Origin of the sequence: Erysipelothrix amsterdamensis, assembly GCF_940143175.1 — a bacterium.
Lineage (GTDB): Bacteria > Bacillota_I > Bacilli_A > Erysipelotrichales > Erysipelotrichaceae > Erysipelothrix > Erysipelothrix amsterdamensis.
In genome coordinates this window covers 1,351,643-1,370,919 of the sequence record NZ_OW659496.1, presented here as the reverse complement: position 1 = coordinate 1,370,919, position 19,277 = coordinate 1,351,643, and the positions used below count along the sequence as shown (strand labels likewise).

Genomic DNA, 19,277 nt, shown 5'->3' with positions numbered 1-19,277 from the left:
ATTTTGGAAGGTGTTTGTGTTTTCTAGATGTTTTTTGTATTTGTGTAATCAATATACATAAGAGCTAATTTATGGATGATGATTACAATAGGGATGGCAACAATCAGAAGGATTGCAGTGAATTGCGCATGTTCTGGGCTGAGTGGTTGAAGTTCCAAGAGAGGCCAGAAGAGTTTCGTTGCAAGTCCAAATCCAATAACATTGATGATAAGGACCGTTGTTCGATACAGATTGAGGGGTTTGTAGATACGGTAAATCATACCGATGGATACATAACCGTTAATAAAGTACATCATCGTTTGAACAACCTCTGTTGTTAATCCAAAGTGGGTTCCCCAAATATTTAGGAAGAGCCACAACAGAATAATGGTCATGGCATTTGGGAATGCATGACGTAAAACATGGTTAAGGATTCGTTCTTTAGGTCGTTCATAACTGGGTTGGAACAACAACATAAACGAAGGGAATCCATCAATAAACATATTTGTTAATGTAATTTGGAAGGGAATAAACGGGAAGGGAACATTCATAACTACTGCAGTAATGGCAATAAATATGGTTAGAATTGTTCGTAGATAATACATGGATGCGGAACGGGTGATGTTATTGATCACCATACGCCCCTCTTTCACAACATCTACAAGTGTCGAGAGTTGCCCGTCCATAACGACAATTTGCGAGATATGCAAGGCAGCATCACTGCCTTCACCCATAGCAATAGAACAATCAGAGTTTTTCAATGCAAGAACATCATTGATACCATCACCGGTCATGGCAACTTTTTCTCCATGTTCTTGAAGGATACGTACAAAATCAAGTTTTTGATTTGGCGTTGCCCGACCAATAACATTACAATTAAGAATTGCTTCTGTTAAGTCCTCTTCAGTTTTTAGAGATTGTGCATCTACAACATTTTGATAGTTTTCAATACCCGCTTTGCGAGCAATCGCTGCGACTGTTTCTACGTTATCACCTGATATAACTTTTGCAGTAACATCATTTTCTCGGAAAAATTGTATAGCATCGTAAGCGTCATCACGAATTGGATCTTCTAAGGCAATGTAAGCGAGCGGTAAAATTCCTTTGAGAGAACTATCTTTATGAACGGGTGATAGGGACTCACAGACTAATAGAATTCGAGCACCATCCCGTCGTAAAGATTCAACTTTTTCAGGAATTCGTGTTCCTGGGAGTAAAATATCAGGGGCACCAACAAGCACTGAGTGATTGTTAGAAAAATTCATTCCAGCCCACTTTCTCGCGGAGGAGAACGGTATTTGTTCGACAGCTTTAAGTTGTGTTGGAATGACTTCAAAATAGTCTTTAATTGCAGTTGATGTAGCATTGTTATCACTTGAATTTTCGATATAAGAACTCATATATTCATAGAGAATCTCATCAAGTGTTTCCACGTGAATTACTTTCATTACACCATGTGTCAATGTCCCTGTCTTATCCAAGCACAGTACACTGGATTGCGACAAGGTTTCAATTGCGTATAAATCTTGTACAAGTGTTTTCTTAGAACCAAGTTTTAAGACGGCTCCAATAAGGACTAAGGTAGTGAGCAGTACTAGACCTTGTGGAAGCATACCAAGTAGCGCAGTTGCAGTATTAACAATTACTGAATCAAAAGCTTGACCTCGTAGTACAAGACCTTGGTAAAGTAAAATGGCACCGATTGGAATAATAAAGAAACTTGTAATTTTAGTAACCGTTTTAAATGTTTTAAGCAGTTCAGAAGAAATAACGCGGTTAGTTTTCACAGCAGAAGTTACTTTAATGGCATAGTTGTCTTTTCCAACATGAATAATCTCTGCATAACACGCACCACTAACAATAAAACTTCCAGATAAAATTTCCGCATCAACCGTTTTATCGACAGGATCAACTTCACCAGTAAGAAGTGATTCATTAACTTCAACAGACCCGTCCACAATCCGTGCATCGGCACTGATTTGATTTCCTGCTTCATAGTAAACTAAATCACCAAGAACAATGTCTTCGTTATCCAGTTCAAGTCGTTCACCGTCACGAATAACTGTCGTTTTTGGAGAGATAATAATATTGAGTTTGCTAATTAAATTTCGAGAACGTATTTCCTGGAAAATAAACATGAATGTATTTGAAATGATGACACCCATAAAGAATAAACTTGTCCATGCTTTTACATAAACAAGTGCGGATGCGATAATAATGTTATATAAGTTAAAAAGCGTAAATACATTACTGAAAATGATTTGCGCATTTGATTTAATTTCGGGTTTAGGTAGACGATTGACCTTGCCTTCCTGAGTTAATTGTTTTACTTGTTGTGTCGTTAGACCTTTTTTATTTTGCATAGCGATACTCCGTAATCTATTTATAACTATAAATTTAATCGAAAGAAAAATCAACACTATACTAGTGTTATAGTACAAAGTATACATGATTATTTTGAACTTATGACGAAAGTTACAATTTTGTTACATATCTGGTATATTTTGATACACTAGTATAAGAGAAGTTAAAGGGGATCAAAAATGAAAAAAATCGCAATTATTGGTGGCGGTATTGTTGGTTCTACAGCTGCCTATTATTTAAGTAAACACGGCAACCAAGTTACCCTATATGATGATTCAACGGGACAAGCAACCAAAGCAGCGGTGGGAATTATCTGTCCTTGGGTTAGTCAACGTCGCAATCAAGAATGGTACCAACTCGCACGTGAAGGAGCAGCATTCTATCAAACGTTGAACCAAGACCTCAAAGACACATCCTACTATCGTCAAAGTGGTGCTTTAATCACTCACGATAAATTATTGGATAAGCTATACCATATTGCATTACAACGTCGCATCGATGCACCCGAAATGGGGGATGTGGAAATTTTAGAAGGACAAGCACTCAAGGAAAAACTACCACCCTTTATTCAATGTGAACGAGCTCTCTATGTTTCAGGTGGTGCACAGGTAGATGGCTTAAAACTAATCAAGACATTACAAAAAGAAGCTGAAAATCTTACCGTAATCAATAAACGCGTGTACTGGTCACGTCAAGAATATCAGCTTATGGTTGATGGGCAAGTCTATGATGCAGTCATCCTTGCTTGTGGAGCATGGTTACAAGAACAATTTCCAAACAAAGATCTTAATGTGAAACCACAAAAAGGACAACTGATAGAATTTAATAACATCCTTGAACCCAATCATAACTATCCAGTATTTATGCCACAGGGAGAAATTGACTTTCTTTATGGAAATCAAGGACAATTGGTCATTGGTGCAACCCATGAAAATGAAAAAGGATTTAATTTGGATATTGATCCGAATTCAAGTGAATACCTCAAAAATGAGGCTAAGAAACACTTCCTAGATATAGATAAACTTGAAATTGATCACGTACGTGTAGGAACACGCGCAGTGAGCTCGAACTTCAGTCCTTTCTACGGGGAAGTAGAAGGCGAACCGGGTGTATATCATGCGAGTGGGCTGGGGTCCTCGGGATTGACTACTGGAATAATTATCGGAAAAGTAATGAGTGAATTAATAAATCGAAATTAAGTTTATTTAACAAAATTTTTGTTTGATCAAAAAAACTTTCTAATAAAAAAACAAATATGTCATAAAGTGCAAACTTTTTACTGATAGAGGTGAAAACGTTTGCACTTTTACTGTTTATTCATTGAGATGCTCTACTTGCTCATATATAATGATTATTATAGATATACAAACTAATAAAGTGAGGGCAAAAATGGGGAATAGATATTCAACACCGCGATATGATAATTTGCGCGCTGTAATTGTAAAAAAACGAACAGAAGGTCATACATGGGAAGAAATAATAGAAGGGAAATTTGGTTTATTTAATTCAATAGATGAATTCCTGAAAAATTATAATTCTATAGGTCTAGAGGCTCCATTTGATGATATAGAATGGAGAGATTTAGTTTTACTTCAAAAAGAAGCGGAGCAGGATAGTCTAGAAATTACAGATATAACAAAAGCATCAATGATTGTCGGAGATAATCAAGAAAACGACATAATAATTCCTAAAAATCGTAAATCATCATGGGTCTTATATAAAGAACATTTAAAGAAAGCAAATGGTTTCGATGATAAAGCAATAAGTTCAATAGAGATATCATGTGAAAGAATTTTGAAACAAATTTCGAATGACACTAGAAATAGTTTGCCAACAAAAGGTCTTGTGATTGGGAATGTTCAGTCGGGTAAAACTGCGAATATGGCTGGATTAATGGCTATGGCTTCAGATTATGGTTATAACATGTTTATTGTTCTTTCAGGAACGATAGATAACTTGCGTGTTCAAACTCAAAAAAGGATTCTTAATGATCTGAATCATCCAGGTAATAAGAAATGGCAAGAGTTAGGTCATTTATCTAAGCATTCTGAAGACCGTGATAAATCATCAAATTTACATTTTTCAGAGTCGGAAATGGCTTATTTCACAGTTGTACTAAAAAATAAAAAAAGACTTGAGAATTTATTGGAATGGCTTCACTTAGATGCTCATCAAAAAGAAAATATGAAAATTCTAATAATTGACGATGAATCTGACCAAGCAGGGGTGAATACTGCAGATGTAAACACAGATGAACGCAAAACGATTGCAAGACTTATTAATAATCTCGTTCATAATAAGAATAAAAATGATAAGGAAGCGAAAGGAGTATTTCATGCAATGAATTACATTGGGTATACAGCTACCCCATATGCAAATGTATTGAATGAAATCGGAGATCATACACTTTATCCCAAAAACTTCATTTATACACTTCCACAATCAAATCTCTATTTTGGTCCACAGCAAATATTTGGTGTTGATGAATCTTTAACTGAAGAAGTAGGTCTAGAAGGTCTAGATATTATTAGAAAACTAGAAGATATTAACTCTCGAGAAATTGACGAATTATCTCAAGTACATAAAGGTGAGAGTCAAGATATACCTACAGGTCTTGAACAAGCCATACTTTGGTTTATCTTAAGTGGTGCTGCATTGCGTACAGAAGGCCATAAAAAACCAATATCTATGTTGGTTCATAGTAGTTTCAAGGTTGATCATCATAACCAAATTGAGAAAGCTATTGAAAAATGGTTCTTGAAAAATAGAGATAATATAATTTCTAAGGCACATATACTTTGGGAACAAGAAACAAATCGATTTACTTTAGATAACTTCACAAGTACTTACCCTACTTATGGAGTTGATGCTAGCGATTTGAGGGATTATCCTTTATTTGAAGAACTTCTACCCGAATTAAACTTTATTGTAAAAGAGGGTATGGGCCGTATTCAAATTGATGAAAACGAAGCGAATGATTTATCGTATATAGAAGGTATACATCTATGTGTAGATAATAGTAAATCGCAATTTACAGCGGATGAGGATGACTATATGAGATTAGAATATCCGTCTAAAAAGCATATGCTTGAAAAAGCACCTATGTTTATCGTTATAGGAGGAAATACACTTGCTCGTGGTTTAACATTAGAAGGACTGCTCTGTTCATATTTCTTAAGAACGACTAACCAGGGAGATACTCTGATGCAAATGGGACGTTGGTTCGGATATCGAAGAGGGTATGAATTATTTCCCAGAATTTTCATGTCAATTAATGCGGTCGAAAAATTTAAATTTCTATCTGAACTAGATCTAGAGCTTAGAAATGAAATTTATAATATGGAAGTACTAGGTCAGTTGCCAGAAGAAGTCGGAATACGAATAAAAAGCTCACCATCTTTGTCATTCATGCGTATTACTTCAAAAAATAAAATGCAACGTGCTGTTGAAGATGAAGTGGACTTTACAGGGGTAATGAATCAAACAGTTCTATTTGATAATGATATTGAAACTATTAAATCAAACTTAGAGATCACAGTTAATTTTATTAGATCGCTTGGTAAACCAACACCGACGGAAATGTTTATGTTTAATCACTCTAACTTAGTGTGGGAAGATATAGATTTTGAGTTGATTTCGACTAATTTCTTTGATAATTTCTTATTTAGCAATCGTTCGCGAGTATTTAATAGAATTAATGTTCTACAAGATTGGATAAAAATAAATACAGAAGATAGAAATTTAGGGAGTTGGAATGTCGTATTTGCAGGATTATCAAATGATAACTCATCAAAATTAGATTTCGGTAATGGCTTATCTGTTGCAAAGGTCAGTCGTACTCGTAAAAAAAGTAATGAAAATGAGTCGGATTTTATTGACATAGGGGTACTGCGAGGACCGAAAGACTTAATTAGCGATATAAGAATCGATCAATACAATCAACTAGATGATGAACTAATTAAGAAAGAAATGAATAAAAACCCTAAAATAACCCACAGAAATTATTTTGGGTTAAACAAAACTCCACAGTTAACATTTTATTGCATTGATCAATACTCCAAAGTGAAGTCAAATCCGTTAAGAAGTAATTTAGATGCTAAAGGCGACCTAATTGGTGTTGTAGTCACAATCCCAGGAGGCGAAAGAAATCAAAATTATATTAAATCTATAAGAATAGATTTGAGTAAAATAAATAATAAGGGAACAATCGATGATGTCGATTAGGGGGGAATAATGAATATCGAAATTGAAAGTTCGGGAAGAAACACTCTTACCGGAGAGGCTCTATTAAGAATCATTCAAAACGACAGTATGCCTTGGATAGATTTACTAGTTCGAGAATCAATTCAAAATAGTCTAGACGCACGTAGTGGAAATACAAAGTCAGTGCTAGTAGATTTTACAGTCGGTGATTTTGTAACGAATTCATTGTCTAAACATTTAGAGGGAATTGAGAAGGCATTAAATGAGCGCTTTGGATTTACTACAAAGAAATTTTTATCTGTTAGAGATTACAATACAGAAGGATTGACAGGTCCTATGTCGCAAAATGAACTTACCGATGGTATGGATGAGGGAAATTTAATATCTTTAGTTTATGACATAATGAAGGCACAAAATAAAGAAGGCGCAGGTGGATCTTGGGGGTTAGGCAAAACAACCTATTATAGATTGGGAATTGGTTTGGTAATTTATTATAGTCGGATTAGAGTAAGTGATGGATTTTTTGAAGAAAGATTGGCTATAAATATGGTAGAAGATGAGACTTCATCGACAAGTATTATTCCGGGTTATAAAGAAAGTAAACGACTAGGAATTGCTTGGTGGGGAAAGGAAATATCTGAAAATACTACTGTTCCCGTTACCGATCGAGATGAAATACATGATTTTCTAAAAATATTCGGTATGAAACCATATATAAATGATGAAACGGGTACAGCGATTATTATCCCTTTTGTTGAACCGAAAAATCTACTTACACAAAATTTACAGGGGATTAATTCAGAAGTTACGAGTGAGGTTGCAAAAAGACCTCGAAATTTACCATATTGGACGAGCAGCATTGAAGAATATTTAGAAATATCGATACAACGTTGGTATGCTTCTAGATTAAATAATAAACAATACGATGGCTGTTATTTGGAAGCTTCGATAAATGGTTGTATGTTAGTCGATGAATTAATACTTCCGCTTTTTATGATTCAAAGAGATTTATATAATTATGCTTCGGGCGTGAAGAAACCAAGTTTAGTAATGTCGAATCAAATAAAATACTATAAGGAAGAAATTAAAGTTAATCATTATTTGGTCGACCCAATTTGTGGAACTGTTTCTTTTGTTAAAGTTACGGGTCGAGATCTAGGGCAAGGTATTCCAGATAATAATCCTAATATATACCTTTTAACAAATACACTAAATGATGATTCGCCTCTAAATTCCCCCATGCTTATGTACACTAGAAAACCAGGCATGATAGTCTCCTATGAAACAAGTGGAGATTGGGTAAGGAAAATAGATGCTACTAATGACGATGAATATGTTATTGGTTATTTTGTATTGAACTCAAAAAACAAGTTTCGTCAAGAGTATATAAATCAAGGTTTACCTAATAGTTTAGAAGAATATGTGCGCATGAGCGAGGAAGCAGATCACACATCATGGGGTGATAAAAGTTATGGCACTATAAGCCCGGAAATATCTCGTAAAATTAAGAGTCATGTTTCAAAAAAAATTGGAAAAGTACTAAATACGGAGAGTGTAGTTATTCTTGAAGATAGAAACTCTGTGTTTAGTAAGCAATTCGGAGAAAAATTACTGCCTTCAAGTATGTTCGGTAAAAAAGCAAGCGCTCCTAAGAAAATTATAAAAGTACCGAATGCAGTAAAATCAAAAAAAAGAAATCCACAGTTCAATATTAATGAAGAGGGGATACAGTATCGTGAAGATGGTATTAGAATTCCTTTTGAAATTGACACGTTAGAAACAGTACGTTCGTTTACGGTCAAAATTGCTACTATTCGAGAGAGTGGGATTTTGGAAGCAATCGAATACGAAAAAATAACAAATGACCAATTTCCTTTAGAAATTCTAGAAACCGAAATGATATATAAAGATTCTAGAATTAGTAGAGAAGAAGAAATATATGTACCGAAAGGTTTTAAAGAGTCTAATACCGAACGCTATAGAATTTCAGAAATTTTATCAGATTATGATAAATCATATGGATTACTTTTAGAAACGTCTGTTCCGAGTCGCATTCAAATTAGAGGTTCTGTTTTAGTTCATACTTCTGATTTTAATATTGTACCGATACTACAATTTACGTGTGTTAAGGTAGGAGGAGATAAGTAGTGGTAAAAAATATATTTTCAACCTACCCAATGCTAAATGAGAATCATATAAATGCTATTGGATATGAAGTTTCAGAGATTAAGTTTTATGCTCGAACAAAGTATGATAAAAAGAAAATAGAAATTAGTGAAGATTCCATTAATAGCAATTTGATAATCTTGGAAGATGAAAATGCTTTTTGGGATATAAACAGTCAGTCGCTTACAGTAGAGTTGAAGATGGAAATAAAAAACTCTAGACCTTTATTTGGTCAAAATGGTATTGCGAATAGTGGAGCAAGAATTGGTTTCGCAATACAATGGTATTCTCGTGAATCCATGCAAAGAGGAATAGTTCGCGTGGGAATAATGGATTATTTTGACAACATTCCTAAAGAATACCGTATTGAAATCAATTTTGATGTTGGACAACTTCGAGGAGACATCGTTTTCCAACCGTTTCTCTATATAGAGAGAGCAGCAAATCAAATAGATGAACGGGGTGGCTACCTACAAAACAATATAGGATCTATTTTAGGTGGTTTTAGTGAGGTCAAAGTAGTTCTTGATGGAGATGGTTCTGAATTTCCTATATATATTGTATCTAATCCTAAAGGACCTTTATGGCAGGTGGATTGTCAGTGGGATGATCCAGTTACTGAAGCATTTAGCCGTAGTGTTGCAATTAGGCTAAATCAAAATCATCCGGGATATAAATATGTAGACCGAAACAATAAAAAATTTGATCAATTTCTGATTAATGATATTGTGGCAAGTAGTATTTGTATCATCATTACTAAAGTGGCGCAGTCCGCATATGCGAGTTGTTTAAAATCAGATGATTATTTTGAAATAGGAAGTGTTGCTCATGTGGCAAATTATTTTATCAAAACATTTGGACTGAAAAATTACGATGATTTAGATCTTCTGTCCAGCGAAGTTCGACAACGGTTACCATTTGATAGATAGAGGGGGAATAAGTAATGATATTTGAGAAAATGAATAAATCAGAAGCAAAAAATGAGATGGACAAATGGAAATTGTACGGTGATGTACAAATGAAAAGTCTCGATGGAAATTATGAGAATCTCAGAAAAAAACTAACTGAATATTATTTATCGATTCCATCAGATAGAGAATATATGAAAGATCTTCAGTTCGGTTTGTATTTGTATGATGTTTTAAAAAATGAAAATGGAATGACATTAAGAGAAGCATCTGACGAGCAAATTTGGATTGATTTGCAAGTTAGAGTTATTCCGAACATTGTTGCAATGAGATGGGGATATGAAAATGATGTAAGGTTTTATAAAACAAAAAATAGACTTTGGTTACGGACTATTTGGTGGTATATTCATCTAAGCTGGCAAGGTGACGTAGAGAACACCTCTAAAATTTTAAGAAGAAATACTACAGATGAGATTCTCCAACTTGTGGATCGAACATCAAAAAAAGGGTTTGATGTAAATTTATATAGAGAGATTATGCGAGTGTACGATTTGCGAAGAGATAAATATGAATTAAGTCATCGCGATAGTAATCAAAAAGGGCTATTTCGAAAAGTAATGACATTAAACACTTTATATATCCAAACGATAGAACCTGGCTTGTATGAAGGTGGTATCGAAGGATACGTTAATATGCTTTTTGATAAAGCGAACTAAAGGAGAAATTCAAATGACAATAGTTGATGAAATTCGAGAAAACTTTGCATCTCAATTTTCACATGGTTTAAGAACGATAAAAACAGCAGACGAAAAATCGTGGACTATTAGAGAGTCAAATTACTATGGTGTTGCTATCATGAATATAAACAATCTTGAGATTAATGAACAATTTAGTAATGTAAGACTTTTTAGTAGTGAATTCCAAATTAATGGTGGCGAAAGAATTAATTTATTAATTCTTTCATCAGAGCTTAATCATCTAAGAAATGAGTTCGCGATTATTTGTGCTCAATTTTTGGAGCCAGGAGAAAATAAAGAAAATAGAATATTATTACAAACAGAGCCCTTTGAATGGTGGAAAAAATGGAGAGATTTATTAGGTAATTCAATCAAACATAAAAAAGTTTACGACGTAATAGGAGAATTATATTGCGCATTATTCTTGTTGGAATCAAAAGAAAAGAATCTTATCTGGCAAGGCCCTTCAATGAATTCTCATGATATTGAAACTGAAACAATAAGTCTAGATGTAAAAACTACATTGATCAAATATGCAGAAACAGTAACAATTAGTGGACAATTTCAATTACAATCAAATAAAACACTATATATTTATATGTGCAAACTTGAAGAGTCATCAAAAGGAAATTCTATAGATGATTTATTGGAATTAATCGTTACTGCAGGTGGACGTAGATCCGATTATGAAGAAAAAATCAGTCAATTGGGATACAGACATGGAAGTAGAGATCGAAAGATAAAATATCGAAAACTTGAGGGTAAACGATATTTAGTTGATACAGCTTTCCCGGCTATCACACCGAGTTCATTTGTTTCTGGAAAGATACCAGACAACATAACAAAAATAGAGTATACTATTGACTTAGTAGGAATACCAAATGAAATATGGTAGTTGAGAGGAAGAATTTTAATGAAAGTAGTTGAAGCATTTAGTGGAATTGGCAGTCAATCAAAAGCCCTAAGTAATATTGGAGCAGATTATGAAGTGGTTGCTACGATAGAATGGGATATAAATGCTATTTACGCATATGACATCATTCACAATGGGCCACAAGATTTATCTGAATATGAAAATGTTACAAAAGAAGAACTAATAGAAAAATTATCGGTTCATACAATTAGTGGTAACGGTAAAGAGCCACTTCAAAAAAGTAATTTAAAAAGATATCCACTAGACGCTTTAATGCGAATTGATTATGCAATCAAAAGAACTAAGAACCTAGTTAGTATCACAGATGTTAAGGCGATTAATTTACCTGATAATGTCGATTTACTAACTTATTCATTTCCTTGTCAAGACTTATCGTTATCTGGATCTTGGCATGGCAACACTAAGGGAATTGATAGAGACGCCAATAATAGATCAGGTATGTTGTGGGAAGTTGAGCGAATCATCAAAGAATACGATGAAATTGGGAAATCAAAACCAAAATTTTTACTTATGGAGAATGTAACAAATATTCGATCAAAGCGTCATATTTCTAATTTTACAGAATGGACGACATTTCTAGAGGAAATGGGATATATTAACCAAATTTATGATCTCTCAGCAGATAATTTTGGAATTCCTCAGAAAAGAAAAAGAACATTTATGATTAGTGTTTTACATAACGGAAACGAGAACTTTAAAAAAGAAGTAGAAATTTATTTTAAAAATAATAATTTAGAGTCAGTCAATCACGAACCGAAACATTTAAAAAATTTCTTAAGAACAGATTATAATGTAGATGCGTACCGAAAGGAAGCTTTATCAAGTACTCCAAATTACACAATTTCAAGAAGAAAAATCGAAATTTCAAATGATAAATTAGTAGAAAATCAAAAAGTATGTCAAAGTTATGTAAGAACAATCACAACAAAACAAGATAGACATCCAAATTCCGGAGTAATTTCATTGCCGAAAAGTTTAGATGCAAAGACTCCTTTTAGATATCTAACACCTAGGGAATGCTTTATGTTAATGGGGTTTGATGAGAAAGACTACCAAAACTTGATTGATAATAATTTTATGTTTAACAGATCTAGAGAATTTTATGGTGTTGAAAAATTGAATAAACTTGCAGGCAACAGTATAGTGGTAAATGTACTTGAAGATATATTTAAACAAATAATTGAAATTCAAAAGATATATAAGTTAAAACAAAAAGAGACATCAATTTAAATTGACGTCTCTTTTTATTGTAAAACTTTAAAATCATTATAGAGATTTATACTATCTCTTATACACCACTTTATTCGCTACTTGCACAAAAATTGTTTCCGCTATCTCGGATTGACCATCCCACATTACGGTGATGATGCTTTCGGTGTTGTCGGGAGCTGATTGGGTGAAGGTCCATTGTTCTTCATTGTCTTTGTAGATTTTAATTTGTTCATCTTGATTTACAGAGTATCCATATTCGGAAAATTTACCCGTAACGTAGGTAACGATGAATGGATGGTTGATTGATGATTTATCTGTGATGAGTGTTCGGGTTTGGTGGGTAGCCTGACATCCAATTAATAGAGTAAACATTAAGAACAGGGCTACGATTCGATTGTTTTTTTTCATAAACCTCATCCTTTCTTCGGAAAGAATACCACATTAACATGAAAATTAAACACATGTGTTATGAAATATATGTGTTTAATTTTGGCAGGATTTGTGATGATAAAACTTGTATGAAATTCTGGTAAAAGTATAGTGAATATGAACCGTATACCTAGTGAATTGTGTATCTTTTTACGCAACATGTTATAATACAATCAATGAATAGGGGGTTCTTGTATGGTACGTATTGTCTTGTGTGACGATGATAATGATGTCATTGAGAAATATCGATATTTGATTAAGCGATATGTGATGTCGCGAGGATTGGAAGTTGAGCTAAGCTCATTTTCTCGGGGTGAGGATTTGATTTTTGAGTTAACGGATCATTATGAAGAACCAGATATTATTTTTCTAGATGTTTTTATGGATGAAATTAATGGTGTGGAGGTTGCAAAGCAAATCCGTAGGATGGGTTATAATTCGCAGATTATTTTTCTTACTTCATCATCAGATTTTGTTTTTGATGCCTTTGATGTGGGTTCATTCAATTATCTTATAAAGCAGGATACGGATGATACTCGTTTTCGTACCGTATTAGGACAAGCACTGACACAAATTGATAAACGATCGGGTGATTTTTTTGATTGTAATTTCGGGGCGGAATCACGACGTATTCCATTTAAAGACATATCTCACTTCGAGATTTATCGTCGTGTGATGCGTGTACATTTCAATAACGATGAATATTTTGATTTTTATGAGACCATGGATCACTTAACGACACGTCTAGCGAATCGGAATTTTGTTCGTGTACATCGTTCTTATCTCGTTAACTTAAACCATATAGTACTCTTTAAAAACCAGACACTTCGTCTTGAAAATGGGGAAGAGTTGCCGATTGGTAAAGCATACCAAAGTGATGTTAAGCAAAGTTTCAATAAATTCGTAGAAAACAATTGGGAGTAGAGAGATGTTGTATTTATTTTTAGTGATTACTTCCACAATTACCTACTACATTTACACTTACTTATCAGTATATTTTATGAGAGACCATGCTGATATGAGATCATACGGCAATATTTCGTTGGCAATTTGTATGATTTTAAGTTCGATATTAGTTCTTTTTTCGCGACGCTTTGATTTTGAAGCATACGTCAGCTATCTTTTCATGCTTTTAGTTATGTTTATTAGTTTTAAAATTATTTATAAAATATCAACGACAATGGCTGCATATGCAAGTGTTCGGCATGTATTCTATTTCTATACTGTACGCGCTTTTGTGTTTTGTATGTATTCGTTAATTACAGGTATGCCAATTCGTTATATTGCATCGGGAAAGATGAGTGACTTGATCAGCTTTCAAACTACTTGTATTTTTGTGATTGTTTTATTTATAATTCTTCAAAAATTTTCTGTTACGACATCCCGAATTCAGGCTTTATTTCGGAATACAGATCAAGTTTTATTTGTGACGACTATGAAATTATCCCTGGGTTTTTATTTGACAATTGTTAGTTTTGGGGGGCGTTATACAGCCAATGATCAATGGTTCACGCTTATGTATCTCTTTACTTGTATCGTGGTTATGGGGGTCGCTGCAATTGTAGTAGCAAATTCCGTAAGATCGTGTGAAGCACTAGAATATGAAAAACAAACTGTCGCGCTTCAAAAACAATTGGATATGCAGGTAAAACACTATAAGTCGTATCAAGTTTATACACAATCGTTTCGTGAGTTTCGTCATGATTATAAAAATACACTCTCAACTATCAATACCTTGTTAAGAAAAAATGATTATGAAACGGCAATTCATATTTTAGATGAGATGGGGGTTCAAATGTCTGATGGTTTAACGACTCATCCGACATATTCGAATTATGGTTTACTGGATGCGATTATGCAGGAATTTGCGAATACGTGTACCAATGACGGAATTACCTTTGAATGTACACTCTACTGGGATGAAACGATTAAATTAACGGAGCTTGAAATCGTGCGCATTTTTACAAATCTCCTTAAGAATGCATATGAAGCAGTATTGCTTTTACCGAAAGAACAGCGTTTCGTTACAGTTAAATCGAAACTTCGTGATCATTGGATTGATGTCATGATTTCCAATCGTTTCGATGGGATTTATCATGAAGATTTGGAGAGCACCAAAACAACGGATAAAGGGTCACGAGGACTTGGATCTAAAATTGTTCGCAAAACCATTGAACAACTAGGTGGAGTAACAACTTGGTCAGTCGATGACGATGTATTTAAGGTTGTTATGAATTTCCCTCGAGAACATCCAGTAGAATCATAAAAAAACACTTCGAGAGGAACTGACCTAGTTCCGTGGGACTAAAGAAAAAACCAAGTTAGGATGAAGTTAACCGATAATTTACGGGAGATTGATATCCTAGCTTTTCTTGTATTCGATTTTCATTGTAATATTTTAAATAGTTTATCACAGTTTGTGATACAATTTCAGTAGAACCCTTTAGTTCTGGGTTTAATTCGAATGTTTCACACTTTAGCGAGGCATGAAACGATTCGATAGGAGCATTATCAGCGGGTGTCCCCTTACGGGACATACTCATGGTAATGCTTTTATTTTTTACTTTGAGTTGATACTCTTTTGATGTATAGACACTCCCTTGATCAGAATGAAGAATACATGGCTGAACGATATCCGGAAGTTGATTTAATGTATCAACCACACATTCTAGGTTTTGTCTGTCACTCAATGTAGACGCAATAATCTCACCATTATATAAATCCATGATCGTTGATAAATAGAGCATCTTATGGCCATAAGGGATGTAAGTGATATCTGTCACCAATTTCTCTAGAGGACGTAGTGATTTAAAGTCGCGATTAATGATATTGGGCATAATGATCTTCGGATTTTTGTTTTTTCTATACCGTTTGACCTTAACACGGCATTGACATTGGTGTTTCTGCATTATTTTTTGAACAGTGTTCTTATTGATAATTCTTTCTTTTCGAATTAATGCAGTTATTTTTCGATATCCATAACGAAATTTATTTTCTTTACAAAGTTCAATTACTAATGCTTCATTGACAGAATAATTATTAGACTCTAGTTGCTCTTTTTTAGTCCAACGGTAATACGTTGACTTAGGTACCCCAAAAAGATTCAAGATATCTTTAATAGATACAGTGTTGCGATACTCTTCAACGAGCTTGATGATTATTTCAGGAACCACATCCTTTCTCTTTCCAAATACTTTTTTAATAGTTCAATTTGTTGCTCCAAAGATTTAATTCTAAGTCTTTGTGTTTCTTCGACCGTGTCTCCTTCAGGCCCTTTTCCAAAAGTATATTGCTTGCCTACCGGTTGAGAAAATCGATAGTGTTCACCATTTCGATACCATCTCCACCATGTTTTGACTTGTGTTACATTTTTTATTCCAAGTTCAGTCTGAATAAACCTGCTTGAGTAGCCTGCCAATTTCATTTCTATAACTTTCATCTTTGTCTCATAGCTATGCATAGTTCGTGTTCCCATATAAAAACCTCCTATATTGAACTATTTTACAATAATTCTCATACAAGAGGTTTTTTTCTTTAGTCCCACGGAACTAGGTCAGTTCCAGATGAGGTGTTTTTTATTGGTTATGACCAAAACTGGTGATATGAGCTTTGGGGTTTCGTTTCTCGAGGTTTTTTTGAAGCAGGACATTGGCTCGTTTGATGGCATGATGTCCAAAGCGATCTCGAATGCTGTCTAAGGTTTCATCAATTGCGGATACTGGTTCATCAAAGAGAGATAGTTGAATGGGTTGGGTGGTGGAAACGAGATCACTAAGTGTAATGGTGATACTGCGTAAAGGCTGTTTTTGGTCCCAATAGCGTTCGATGAGGAAAAGCGATTCATTCACAATTTGATCGACCGTATTAGTAGGTTGATTGAGTTTCTTTTGTCTTGATAGGGTTTCAAGCTGGTTATTACGAATGCATATTCGTAAGACACTTCCCTTTTTCTCAATGTTACGACACCGGCTTGAAACAGACTCCGCAAGTACAAATAAAACGCGTCGGACTTCTTCGATTGAGACAAGGTCTTGCGGGGTGGTCATGCCATTACCGACTGATTTGGCAGGGTCGGTGTGTGGATTCACCTCTGAAGTATCATCACCATTCGCAAAAGACTTTAGTAAACTCCCCATTTTGCCAATATGAGTGTGTAACTGATTTTCATCCGCACATGCAAGATCACCAATGGTGCGAATGCCCATTTTATTTAAACTCTTTTGGGTGCTAGGACCAACGTAGAGTAAATCTTGGACGGGAAGCGGCCAAATCATCGATTTCACATGAGATTCCATAAGAATCGTTAGCCCATCAGGTTTATTCAAATCGGATCCAAGTTTCGCAAATATCTTATTAAAACTCATACCGATTGAGACGGTTAAACCAATTTCTGTTTTAATTCGTTTGCGGATTTCGGTGGCGATATCCCCCGGTTTTCCAAAGAGTAATAAAGAGTCTGAAATATCAACCCATGCTTCATCAATTCCAAACGATTCAACTTTATCCGTATATTCGCGATAAATGTCTTTAACTTGATTACTTATCGTTAGGTAGTCATCAAATGAAGGAGGGACAATCACAAGACCGGGACATTTTCGTCGAGCTTCATTTAAGGTCTCTGCGGTTTTCACACCCTTGGCCTTTGCTATCGGATTTCGTGCTAGGACGATACCGTGTCGTTTTGATTCATCACCACCAACACACATTGGAACATCGGCTAAGGAAGGGTTTTTCATAATTTCAATTTGCGCAAAACAGTAGTCAATATCACAATGTAGAATATAGCGTTGTTTCATAAAATCACCTCAATAGACTCAGTATAAGTTAAAATATTGTGTAAATCAATCGAACTACGCAACAATAACACTCGTGTTGTTTGGCGATTGCATTTTGCGTATAATAACGTTAAGAGGTGAGATTATGACATTACAAGAATTGGTTTCGATTTTTAGAGCACGGCATGAATTATCGTTAGAAGAAGTGGGGGATGCAGTAGGTGTAAGTAAATCGACGGTGTCTCGGTGGGAAGCAGGAATTATAAAAAAGATATCTTTAGAGAAGCAAGAACGCTTGTCAGATTTATTTAAAATCAATGTTCCGGATTATTTGGTTTATCATTTTTTTAAACCCGTTCTCGGTGTTGTAAGAGCAGGGTATGACTTATTAGCCCATCAAGATATTATTGCTTATGAAGAAGTTTCAAAACGGGAGTATGATCAAGGGGATTATTTTTTGAAGGTTGTGGGTGATTCCATGACGGGATCGCGTATTTATGAGGGTGATTTGATTTTCATAAAAAAAACGCAAGACATCGTCTCGGGTGACATCGCTGTTGTTTTAATTCAAGGCGATGAAGTGACGGTCAAGCGTGTTATTTTAAAAGATGATTTGATGATACTTGAGGCAACCAACCCGGACTATCCCACGCAATATTACAATGCAGAAGAAGTGTTGATGTTGCCGGTAGAAGTGATTGGGAAAGTCTTAAATGTTCGTGTCGATTTTTAGAAGTAGTCTTTTTTACGCAGGAATATGACTACCCCAAGAGTTAAGAAAAAACTAAACATAAAAACAATTAATAGAGCATGCGGGTGATCTTGAAATGGTAAGTCGATGTTCATGCCATAAAAACTTGTGATGAATGTTGGTACTGAGAGTACAAGCGTAATTGATGTGAGTGTTTGCATAATTTTATTTAAACGATTTGAAAAAAGTGATTCCGATACATCAACAATAGAGTTAATAATTTGTTGATACATCTCGATATTTTGAACTAATTGATTGACTTCAATTCGGATGTTTGTGTATTCAGAAGAAAGTTCAGATAGCCAAAGGGCTTCGGGTTTTGCTTCGACGATATAGTTAGTAACATCACCAATAGCATTAATCGCTGTTTGATATCGGATTAACTTACGACTTAAGCTAAAAAGTGCTTTAATGTTTGCTTTCGTAACAAGATTCTCCATCGACTCTTCATATTCAGAAAGTTTGGCGTTAATAACTTGGACCATGACTTCGTAGTTTTTAAGCGTATGCAAGAGAAGGTCCGTTAAGGAAGTATTTCGAACATCCGACGAAAAAGAGACGGACTCATGACAATAGAGATTAAAGTCCAAACCGATTTGTTCAATACAGATGGGTTGAATGTTCTCGGGTGAACTGGGATAGTTAAGAATAATATAGAAATTACCATTAAGGAGTCGTATATGTGCAAGCTCTGCTTTATCCGTTAAGGATTGACGGATGTATTCAGGGAGCGAAAGTGTGTGAGCGTCTTGATAGATTATAAGATTCATGGTGAATCCTCCTTTATGTGTATTATACCATGAGTGGAGAAGTTCAAAT

The 19,277-nt window shown here is 34.6% G+C and carries 15 protein-coding genes; 10 read left to right on the top strand and 5 right to left on the bottom strand.

The window, feature by feature from the left end; genetic code table 11:
• Positions 1–23 precede the first annotated feature (23 nt).
• Positions 24–2,342: an HAD-IC family P-type ATPase gene (locus NMG63_RS06560; protein ID WP_254006729.1), complete on the bottom strand. Its 2,319-nt coding sequence runs from the start codon at positions 2,340–2,342 to the stop codon at positions 24–26.
• A 180-nt stretch (positions 2,343–2,522) separates the two neighbouring features.
• Between NMG63_RS06560 and NMG63_RS06555 the strand changes: the two genes are divergently transcribed.
• The 7 genes from NMG63_RS06555 (at position 2,523) to dcm (ending at position 12,521) form a co-directional block, all read left to right on the top strand.
• Positions 2,523–3,542, top strand: coding sequence for an FAD-dependent oxidoreductase (locus tag NMG63_RS06555; RefSeq protein WP_254006728.1), 1,020 nt, complete (start codon positions 2,523–2,525; stop codon positions 3,540–3,542).
• Positions 3,543–3,732: 190 nt separating this feature from the next.
• Positions 3,733–6,567: a Z1 domain-containing protein gene (locus NMG63_RS06550; protein WP_254006727.1), complete on the top strand. Its 2,835-nt coding sequence runs from the start codon at positions 3,733–3,735 to the stop codon at positions 6,565–6,567.
• 9 nt (positions 6,568–6,576) lie between these two features.
• The gene (locus NMG63_RS06545) at positions 6,577–8,694 is read left to right on the top strand and encodes a hypothetical protein (protein WP_238000560.1); all 2,118 of its coding nucleotides are present in this window, start codon (positions 6,577–6,579) and stop codon (positions 8,692–8,694) included.
• Positions 8,694–9,641, top strand: a complete 948-nt coding sequence (locus NMG63_RS06540; RefSeq protein ID WP_254006726.1) for a hypothetical protein — start codon at positions 8,694–8,696, stop codon at positions 9,639–9,641. The genes NMG63_RS06545 and NMG63_RS06540 overlap by 1 nt, the downstream gene beginning before the upstream one ends.
• A 14-nt stretch (positions 9,642–9,655) precedes the next feature.
• On the top strand, positions 9,656–10,336 hold the full coding sequence (locus tag NMG63_RS06535; RefSeq protein WP_254006725.1) for a DUF6339 family protein: 681 nt from the start codon (positions 9,656–9,658) through the stop codon (positions 10,334–10,336).
• 13 nt (positions 10,337–10,349) lie between these two features.
• Positions 10,350–11,252, top strand: a complete 903-nt coding sequence (locus NMG63_RS06530) for a PD-(D/E)XK motif protein (protein WP_254006724.1) — start codon at positions 10,350–10,352, stop codon at positions 11,250–11,252.
• Between the two features lie 18 nt (positions 11,253–11,270).
• Positions 11,271–12,521, top strand: coding sequence for a DNA (cytosine-5-)-methyltransferase (gene dcm / locus NMG63_RS06525; protein ID WP_238000442.1), 1,251 nt, complete (start codon positions 11,271–11,273; stop codon positions 12,519–12,521).
• A gap of 51 nt (positions 12,522–12,572) precedes the next feature.
• Here dcm and NMG63_RS06520 read toward each other — a convergent pair whose 3' ends face one another.
• Positions 12,573–12,911 carry a hypothetical protein gene (locus NMG63_RS06520; protein ID WP_254006723.1) on the bottom strand — a complete coding sequence of 113 codons (339 nt, stop codon included), beginning with the start codon at positions 12,909–12,911 and terminating at the stop codon, positions 12,573–12,575.
• Positions 12,912–13,127: 216 nt separating this feature from the next.
• On the opposite strand from NMG63_RS06520, the gene NMG63_RS06515 reads away from it, so the two are divergent.
• Positions 13,128–13,856: a LytR/AlgR family response regulator transcription factor gene (locus NMG63_RS06515; protein ID WP_003775139.1), complete on the top strand. Its 729-nt coding sequence runs from the start codon at positions 13,128–13,130 to the stop codon at positions 13,854–13,856.
• A 94-nt stretch (positions 13,857–13,950) separates the two neighbouring features.
• Positions 13,951–15,198, top strand: a complete 1,248-nt coding sequence (locus tag NMG63_RS06510) for a sensor histidine kinase (protein ID WP_238000444.1) — start codon at positions 13,951–13,953, stop codon at positions 15,196–15,198.
• Positions 15,199–15,253: 55 nt separating this feature from the next.
• Here NMG63_RS06510 and NMG63_RS06505 read toward each other — a convergent pair.
• Together NMG63_RS06505 and dinB are read right to left on the bottom strand one after the other, a co-directional pair.
• Positions 15,254–16,407 (bottom strand): IS3-like element ISErh1 family transposase gene (locus NMG63_RS06505; protein ID WP_110899853.1). Its coding sequence is split into 2 segments (ribosomal slippage): positions 15,254–16,134 and positions 16,134–16,407, totalling 1,155 coding nucleotides; the frame shifts between segments, so codons are not numbered across the junction.
• A 100-nt stretch (positions 16,408–16,507) separates the two neighbouring features.
• Positions 16,508–17,728: a DNA polymerase IV gene (dinB, locus tag NMG63_RS06500; RefSeq protein WP_013853161.1), complete on the bottom strand. Its 1,221-nt coding sequence runs from the start codon at positions 17,726–17,728 to the stop codon at positions 16,508–16,510.
• 124 nt (positions 17,729–17,852) lie between these two features.
• Between dinB and NMG63_RS06495 the strand changes: the two genes are divergently transcribed.
• Positions 17,853–18,440 carry a LexA family protein gene (locus NMG63_RS06495; RefSeq protein WP_238000445.1) on the top strand — a complete coding sequence of 196 codons (588 nt, stop codon included), beginning with the start codon at positions 17,853–17,855 and terminating at the stop codon, positions 18,438–18,440.
• Here the strand turns inward: NMG63_RS06495 and NMG63_RS06490 are convergent.
• Positions 18,437–19,228 carry a CorA family divalent cation transporter gene (locus NMG63_RS06490; protein WP_003775147.1) on the bottom strand — a complete coding sequence of 264 codons (792 nt, stop codon included), beginning with the start codon at positions 19,226–19,228 and terminating at the stop codon, positions 18,437–18,439. The two genes, NMG63_RS06495 and NMG63_RS06490, sit on opposite strands and share 4 nt — an antisense overlap.
• Positions 19,229–19,277: the final 49 nt, after the last annotated feature.